Genomic DNA, 7,025 nt, shown 5'->3' with positions numbered 1-7,025 from the left:
AGTCATATTTAGCCATTTGTCCTTGGCAGTGAGGGCATTTAGGAGCGGGATAATCTAGCTTAGCCATGATTTCTTTATGTGTTCCAGCATCTACATAATCTAAAATAGTGATGTTAGGGTCTTTAATTCCGAGTAAGTTTGTGATAAAATTTAATTGTTCCATAAGATTCTTTCTAATGATGGTTTGATCGCTTTTCATTATAGGTCTTATGGGACTTTTTTTCTACAACAAAATAGGCTCCATAATTCCTACAGTGGTTTTACCCACTACAGAAATTATAGAGCCGATAACCAGTCCTGTTTTTACTTTGTCAACAGAGTAAACGTCTACTAATTTATGAAGAAAATCGTGATTGTTGGGATGAACCTAGTCAGGTTTGAATTATCAATCGCGATTATTTGTTTGAATGAGCTCTGGTTGGGGCCGTCGACCGCGATTGACAAACAAAAACGAATAGAAAAAAGCCCCGTCGGCCGCGCTGACGGAGTCTCTGAGAAGTGATTGGCTTCGTCGTCGGCTTAGATTGTTTGTTTCTATTTTTATTCGCATAGTCATCCCGGCTAATTGTTTGAACTTGGACACGTTCAGACAATCGACTCCTTGGATTTTATAAACTTGCTTTAGTTGAGTCTATCGTCCCCTTGTTTTGTCTGTTTTTGTTTATATTCTTACAAACTAAACCAGAAACTAAATTAGGTTAATGTACCTTTGGCTTATTTTTCTGTTTGCTGAACAGGTTTTATCTGAGAGAAGAACTATTGAACTTTCTTTACATGTCCATTTTAGCCTCTTTTAAGAAAAAATTCAGAACTTTTTAAGTCTAGTAGTTTATTATACTTGGAGACCAAGAGGTCTTAAAGTTTAAGAAAGTAGGTACTCAAATGAGTGAACAAAAAGAGAAGATGGTAGTGGTAGGAAAAAGTAATAAATTTTGGATGGGGATTGTTGCAGCCTCGTCTCTGTTAATTGGAGGTGTGACAGGGGCTGCCTTGGCAAGTAGCACAACGACAACAAATCAAGCCGCTGCGACAAAGTCTAATGCAACGACCCAACAAGGCAATAATCAACAAAATGGTCAACCACCACAAAATGGGCAGGGCGGTGCTCCGGGAAATGGACAAAACGGCATGCCGCCTGAAATGAATGGACAAGGAGGAGCTGGAAATCATCAAGCTGGTTCAAATCAGGACTCTACCTATGGGGGTGGATCTGGTTATGGACAAAATGGTAATCAACAAATGCCTCCACAAATGAGTGGACAGAATGGAAACAATTCTCAAAACGGACAACCACCACAAAATGGCCAAGAAAATTCCCAAAATAATGGAGGTCAATCTTCAAAAGGACAGGGTGGCAACAAAAAATCTAAATCCAAACCATCAAATGCCGATGGAACGACTAAAGAAAATAACAGCACGACAGAAAAGAATAGCACAAAATCTTAAACGTTTTGCTCCAATCGTGGTATAATAGGTGAGGAATAGATTGAGTGGTGGAAGGCACATTAAGCTACTCACAGAACCATAAAAGGAGCAAGCAAATGATTAAAATATTATTGGTCGAAGATGACCTCGGACTATCAAACTCAGTATTTGATTTTTTAGATGACTTTGCAGATGTCATGCAGGTCTTTGATGGCGAAGAAGGACTGTATGAGGCAGAAAGTGGTGTGTATGATCTTATTTTGCTTGATCTGATGTTGCCAGAAAAAGATGGTTTTCAATTACTGAAAGAATTGCGCGAGAAAGGAGTGACAACCCCTGTTCTCATTATGACAGCCAAAGAGTCACTGAATGATAAGGGACACGGCTTTGAACTGGGTGCAGATGACTATCTAACCAAACCTTTCTACCTAGAAGAATTGAAAATGCGGATTCAAGCCCTACTCAAACGTTCTGGTAAATTTAATGAAAATAGCTTATCTTATGGTGATGTAACTGTTAATCTTTCTACCAACTCAACATTGGCTGATGGTAAGGAAGTAGAACTTCTGGGTAAAGAATTTGATTTGCTGGTTTACTTCTTACAAAATCAAAATGTCATTTTACCCAAAACACAGATATTTGACCGCCTTTGGGGCTTTGATAGTGATACAACAATTTCTGTTGTCGAAGTTTACGTGTCCAAAATTCGTAAAAAACTTAAGGGAACAAATTTCGCTGAAAATTTACAAACATTGCGTAGTGTGGGGTACATTCTAAAAGATGCTGAATAAACTCAAAAAAACATGGTATGCGGATGATTTTTCATATTTCATCCGCTACTTTGGTGTATTTACACTCATTTTCTCGGCGATGACTTTGATTATTATTCAAATTATGCGTTCAAGTCTTTATAAAACAGTTGATGATAATCTTCATTCGCTTAGTCAAAGTCCTAATGCTGTATTACGTCTAGCCTTGGAGAGGACTACAGGTTATGACCAAGTGAAACAACGTGAAGATGATAATCAACCACCAGAAAATGTCAATCTGAGCTCGAATACAGAAGCGGTTTTATTTGACGAAAAAGGGGAAGTGTTAACAAATTTAAACTCTTTTTTAAATACTAGTACGATCCATTTTGAAAAGAAATATCTGAATCAGATAAAAACCATTCAAGTGAAAAATCCTTATGGGCACAAGGAAAATTATCGGGCTTACTTTTTTGATATTGACCGCGGGGATACGATTTCAGGGATTCAGTATGCAGCGATTATGGTCAATATCAACCAACTTGAACAGACTAGTCAAAATCATGAGCAGGTTATCGCTGTCGTTATGGTTAGTTTTTGGTTCATTTCGATTATTGCTAGCCTTTATTTAGCGCGCGTCAGTGTGAAACCACTGATCGAAAGCATTCAAAAGCAACAATCTTTTGTGGAAAATGCTAGTCATGAGTTGCGGACGCCTCTTGCGGTGCTGCAAAATCGCTTGGAAACGTTGTTTAGAAAGCCAGAAGCGACCATTTTAGAATCTAGTGAAAATATTGCTTCTAGCTTGGAAGAAGTGCGGAACATGCGCATGCTGACGACCAATCTCTTGAACTTGGCGCGGCGCGATGACGGGATTAAGGCAGAGATTACCGAGGTTGACCCACTCTTTTTCGAGACGACTTTTGCCAATTATGCCATGATTGCGGCTGAAAACGGGAAGATTTTCCGCTATGAGAGCCGTATTCAGCAGGTGATTAAGACCGATAGCACCTTGCTCAAGCAGTTGATGACCATTCTTTTTGATAATGCGGTCAAATACACCGACGATGACGGGGAGATTTCCTTTGTTGTCACTGCCAATGACCGCTATCTCTTTATGAGTGTCGCTGACAATGGACCGGGTATTCGTACCGAGGATAAGAAGAAAATTTTCGACCGCTTTTATCGGGTAGACAAGGCTCGGACGCGGCAAAAAGGTGGTTTCGGACTTGGTTTATCTCTTGCCAAACAAATCGCTGACGCTCTTAAGGGGACGATTACGGTCAAGGACAATCGACCAAAGGGGACGATTTTTGAGGTTAAGGTTTCGATAAAGACAGATAGTAAAAATAACAAGAAAAAAAATAACAAATGAAAGTATTGATTTACGGCGCGGGGACTATCGAGCTGACTTACGCTTGGCACTTGTTTAATCTTTTGTTCAAGAATATCTACAAAAAAGAACTTCTCCTTAAGGAGAAGTTCTTTCTTTGAGTGACCAAACGCTGACAGAGGCTTCATTTACAGGGAAATCAGCCCAGCCGTCTGGCTCGATGCTGACGGTATCAGAGCGGTTGCCCAAGTAATCAGAGAACTCTTGCCCAGCCCAATTTTCACCGACAAACATGCGCTTGCTTCTAGCGGAATGATTGCTGAGAATAACTGCGATTGGTTGAGCATTTTCTTGCCCAAGACGCGTCCAGCCGATACAGTTGGGGTCGTCTAGATAATCAGTCTCTTCACCGTAGGCCAAGTTCAGGCGAATTTCCAGCAGTTTGTCCAAAATCTGAGCAAAACTTTCTTGGGCGTGTTCGCCCTTGATGCCATAGTAGTCGCCGTAAAAAACGCAAGGCAACCCAGCTTCTCTCAGCAGGATGAGGGCGTAGGCAGCAGGTTTGAACCATTCTTCAACGGTGGATTCCAATGCTTGCCCACGCTGGGTGTCATGGTTGTCCACGAAAGTGACTGCAGCTTCGGGATGATTTTTGGCTAAGGTCCCGTCAAATATCGTCCGCAAGTCATAATCCGCACCAGCTTTTCCAGCGTCAAAGAAATTCTGATGGAGCTTAACATCAACTAGGTCAAAGAGATAGTCTGTCTTGTCCAAATAATTATCGTTGGCAGCTTCTTCGCCATTCCAAAATTCTCCGAAAACATAAAAATTGTCGCCGTATTTCTCGGTCATATCACGGATAAAATTTTTCATAAAGAAAGAATCGATGTGCTTGACCGCGTCCAGTCTGAAACCATGAATGCCAGTCATTTCCACAAACCAAGCCGCCCAATCGTAGATATTTTGAACGACCTCGGGGTGCTTGAAATCAAGGTCGGCATACATGAGATAGTCGTAGTTTTTATTTTCGGTATCAACTAAATCTTCATTTGCCCAGCCTTTATTGTCCCCCTGAATGAGGTAAATACCAGACTTTTGGCTCCTGGCGTCGTAGTCGGTGCCGGTGAAGTGGTACCAGTGCCAGTCAAAGTCGTTGTAGGCTTTTTTGCGTCCCTCAAAGGTAAAATGGGTCCAGCCCTCAATCTCAAAAGGCTCGGAAAGCACCTGCGTTCGGTCGTCTGCGGCTACCTCGACAACTGTAAAGGTTTCGGTGTAATCTGCGGCTGCCTTATGATTTAAAACGACATCGGCAATGGGCTCGATACCATTTTCTTTGAGCGCAGCGATAGCCTGGAGGTATTCGTCCTTGGTGCCGTATTTGGTACGGATTGTTCCTTTTTGGTCAAATTCGCCCAAGTCAAACAAATCGTAAACGCCGTAGCCGACATCGTTGCTGCCAGTCGCTTTGAAGGCAGGTGGCAACCAGATTTTACGAATGCCCTTGGCTGCCAAATCAGGAGCAGCCTGAGCCAAGCGATTCCAATGCTGACCGTCATCAGGCAAATACCATTCAAAGGCTTGAAATAAAGTTTGATTTTCCATAGAAAAGTTTTCCTTCAAAAATTGATGATTTTCATTTTATCAAAAAAGGAAGTGTTTTGCAAACGTTTGCGTAAATTAATGTCAAATAAGCTGGCTGAGAAAGCGATCAATCTCTTGCTGATTTTTCAAGATGATAAACTTGTTCGGATATGTTCGTTGAATTTTTGTATAGCGCTCACGAGCAGTTTTCTTTCGTCCGTCTCTTAAAACCCAACGAATAAACTCCCAATCCAGTTTTTCAGGGCAATCTGCTGCCATATCTTCACGAACTTTTCCACGATTTTTTAAATAGCGCTTGGTTACGCGATAGAGGGAATTCCAACGATTGAAGTTCATAAAGATAATCAAGTCGGCTTGCTCCAAGCGCTTTTCATAATGACACCAAGAATAATTACCGTCAATAACCCAATGATTGTTTTCACTTAAAAAATCGCCAACCTTATTCTTCATATCTTCGCGTTCACTGACTTCCCAGTTCGCTTTAAATTGCAAAGTATCTAAATGAAGTTTAGGAATGGAGTAGTGCTGAGCAAGTTTTTTTGCTAATGTTGATTTGCCCGAACCAGAGTAGCCAATAATAACGATTTTCATAAAAAACTTCTCCTTATTTAGAGCAAGAAAAAAAGCTCGTTAGAGCTTATTTTGCAAGTTTTGCTGAAAGACGTGCTTTATCACGACTTGCTTTGTTTTTGTGAATCAAACCTTTAGTTTCTGCTTTGTCGATTGCTGAGCTTGCAGCGCGGAACAACTCTTCAGTTGGGTTTGTTTCAAATGCTTTAATTGCAGTACGCATAGCTGATTTTTGTGCTGAGTTTTTTTCGTTTTGTTTAACGTTCAATTCAGCGCGTTTGATAGCTGATTTAATATTTGCCAAAGTTCTCACCTCCATTTAATACTAACTATCTCATTATACTTGAAAATATCGTGTTTGACAAGCTAAAATTATTTTTTTAGATAAATTTCATCGATTTCGTGATTTTCTGACTTGTGCAAAATCATTTCAGCTCGGTTTCGAGTCGGTTTGATATAGTCAGTTAAGTTTACCAGATTGATTGTTTTCCAGATATTCTTAGCAAAGGCGATAACTTCCTCTTCATTTTGTTTAGTGAAGCGATGATAGAAGTTGTTACTGTCGTTTTTAGCCAAATCCAACAACTTCATGAAACGCTCTAAGTACCACTTTTCAATATTTTCTACCTCTGCATCAACATAAATGGAAAAATCAAAAAAATCAGTCATATAGAGGTGTTCATTTTGTGGGTTTTGAAAGACATTGATTCCCTCGACAATGACAAAGTCGGCCGCTTCAATATCCTGCTTTTCATGAGAAACAATATCGTAAATTTCATGAGAATAGACAGGGATTTGATAGCTCTGCCCATTTTTTAAATGATCTAGAAAGTCGAGCAAAAGCTCCATATTGTAGCTTTCAGGAAAACCTTTGCGGTTGAGCAAATTTCGCTCCTCTAAAATCGCATTAGGATAAAGAAAACCGTCAGTTGTGACTAGCTCCACCTTGGCATTGTCAAAAGTCCGTGAAAGGAGAATTTGCAAGAGCCGGCTAGTCGTTGATTTACCGACTGCCACACTCCCTGAAATCCCGATGATGAAGGGCTGTTTTTTCAGGTTTTTTTGCAGGAAAATCCCCTTGGAAAAAGCCAAATCTTCCTTGGCACGCTTGTAAATCTGAATGAGGTGAGTCAAGGGCAGATAGACATCCACAACGTCCTGCAAATTGATTTGGTCGTTGAAACTCTTGATAGAATTCAGCTCTTCTGCACTGAGAGGTGCCCGACTTTTTCGATGTAGATTTTGCCAGGTCTCGCGGCTAATTTTGTCAAAATGAATAAATTCGTTGGTCATTTCAATCTCCTGTCTAAATAACTAGTATATCATATCTGTTGAGGGAATGTAAA

Annotated in this window: 8 protein-coding genes and 1 pseudogene; 4 read left to right on the top strand and 5 right to left on the bottom strand. The window is 40.5% G+C overall.

Features of this window, described 5'->3' with window-relative positions; genetic code table 11:
* Nucleotides 1–163: pseudogene (locus tag A3I3_RS10340) on the bottom strand (ISL3 family transposase); the annotation flags it as partial.
* Nucleotides 164–882: 719 nt separating this feature from the next.
* Between A3I3_RS10340 and A3I3_RS0110020 the strand changes: the two are divergent.
* The 4 genes from A3I3_RS0110020 (at nt 883) to A3I3_RS11265 (ending at nt 3,668) form a co-directional block, all read left to right on the top strand.
* Nucleotides 883–1,446 carry a hypothetical protein gene (locus A3I3_RS0110020; protein WP_018372552.1) on the top strand — a complete coding sequence of 188 codons (564 nt, stop codon included), beginning with the start codon at nt 883–885 and terminating at the stop codon, nt 1,444–1,446.
* A gap of 95 nt (nt 1,447–1,541) precedes the next feature.
* Nucleotides 1,542–2,216 carry a response regulator transcription factor gene (locus tag A3I3_RS0110015; protein ID WP_018372551.1) on the top strand — a complete coding sequence of 225 codons (675 nt, stop codon included), beginning with the start codon at nt 1,542–1,544 and terminating at the stop codon, nt 2,214–2,216.
* Complete coding sequence (locus A3I3_RS0110010) at nt 2,206–3,549, top strand: sensor histidine kinase (RefSeq protein ID WP_018372550.1); 1,344 nt, start codon at nt 2,206–2,208, stop codon at nt 3,547–3,549. Before A3I3_RS0110015 ends, A3I3_RS0110010 begins: the two co-directional genes overlap by 11 nt.
* The gene (locus A3I3_RS11265) at nt 3,546–3,668 is read left to right on the top strand and encodes a hypothetical protein (protein WP_018372549.1); all 123 of its coding nucleotides are present in this window, start codon (nt 3,546–3,548) and stop codon (nt 3,666–3,668) included. Before A3I3_RS0110010 ends, A3I3_RS11265 begins: the two co-directional genes overlap by 4 nt.
* Here A3I3_RS11265 and A3I3_RS0110000 read toward each other — a convergent pair.
* From A3I3_RS0110000 to coaA, 4 genes are all read right to left on the bottom strand, one after another.
* Nucleotides 3,646–5,109, bottom strand: a complete 1,464-nt coding sequence (locus A3I3_RS0110000) for an alpha-amylase (RefSeq protein ID WP_018372548.1) — start codon at nt 5,107–5,109, stop codon at nt 3,646–3,648. The two genes, A3I3_RS11265 and A3I3_RS0110000, sit on opposite strands and share 23 nt — an antisense overlap.
* 81 nt (nt 5,110–5,190) lie before the next feature.
* The gene (locus tag A3I3_RS0109995; protein ID WP_018372547.1) at nt 5,191–5,700 is read right to left on the bottom strand and encodes a DNA topology modulation protein; all 510 of its coding nucleotides are present in this window, start codon (nt 5,698–5,700) and stop codon (nt 5,191–5,193) included.
* Between the two features lie 46 nt (nt 5,701–5,746).
* Nucleotides 5,747–5,983 (bottom strand): 30S ribosomal protein S20, encoded by a 237-nt coding sequence (gene rpsT / locus A3I3_RS0109990; RefSeq protein ID WP_026129788.1) that lies wholly within the window; start codon nt 5,981–5,983, stop codon nt 5,747–5,749.
* A gap of 68 nt (nt 5,984–6,051) precedes the next feature.
* Complete coding sequence (gene coaA / locus A3I3_RS0109985) at nt 6,052–6,972, bottom strand: type I pantothenate kinase (protein WP_018372545.1); 921 nt, start codon at nt 6,970–6,972, stop codon at nt 6,052–6,054.
* Nucleotides 6,973–7,025: the final 53 nt, after the last annotated feature.

The organism is Streptococcus massiliensis DSM 18628 (assembly GCF_000380065.1).
Lineage (GTDB): Bacteria > Bacillota > Bacilli > Lactobacillales > Streptococcaceae > Streptococcus > Streptococcus massiliensis.
Note: the sequence above shows the minus strand (reverse complement) of the source record. Positions and strands in the feature narration are given on the sequence as shown.

Coding starts and splice junctions, on each gene's coding strand:
- A3I3_RS0110020 (WP_018372552.1), top strand. CDS start 883: ATGAGTGAACAAAAAGAGAAGATGGTAGTGGTAGGAAAAAGTAATAAA.
- A3I3_RS0110015 (WP_018372551.1), top strand. CDS start 1,542: ATGATTAAAATATTATTGGTCGAAGATGACCTCGGACTATCAAACTCA.
- A3I3_RS0110010 (WP_018372550.1), top strand. CDS start 2,206: ATGCTGAATAAACTCAAAAAAACATGGTATGCGGATGATTTTTCATAT.
- A3I3_RS11265 (WP_018372549.1), top strand. CDS start 3,546: ATGAAAGTATTGATTTACGGCGCGGGGACTATCGAGCTGACTTACGCT.
- A3I3_RS0110000 (WP_018372548.1), bottom strand. CDS start 5,109: ATGGAAAATCAAACTTTATTTCAAGCCTTTGAATGGTATTTGCCTGAT.
- A3I3_RS0109995 (WP_018372547.1), bottom strand. CDS start 5,700: ATGAAAATCGTTATTATTGGCTACTCTGGTTCGGGCAAATCAACATTA.
- coaA (WP_018372545.1), bottom strand. CDS start 6,972: ATGACCAACGAATTTATTCATTTTGACAAAATTAGCCGCGAGACCTGG.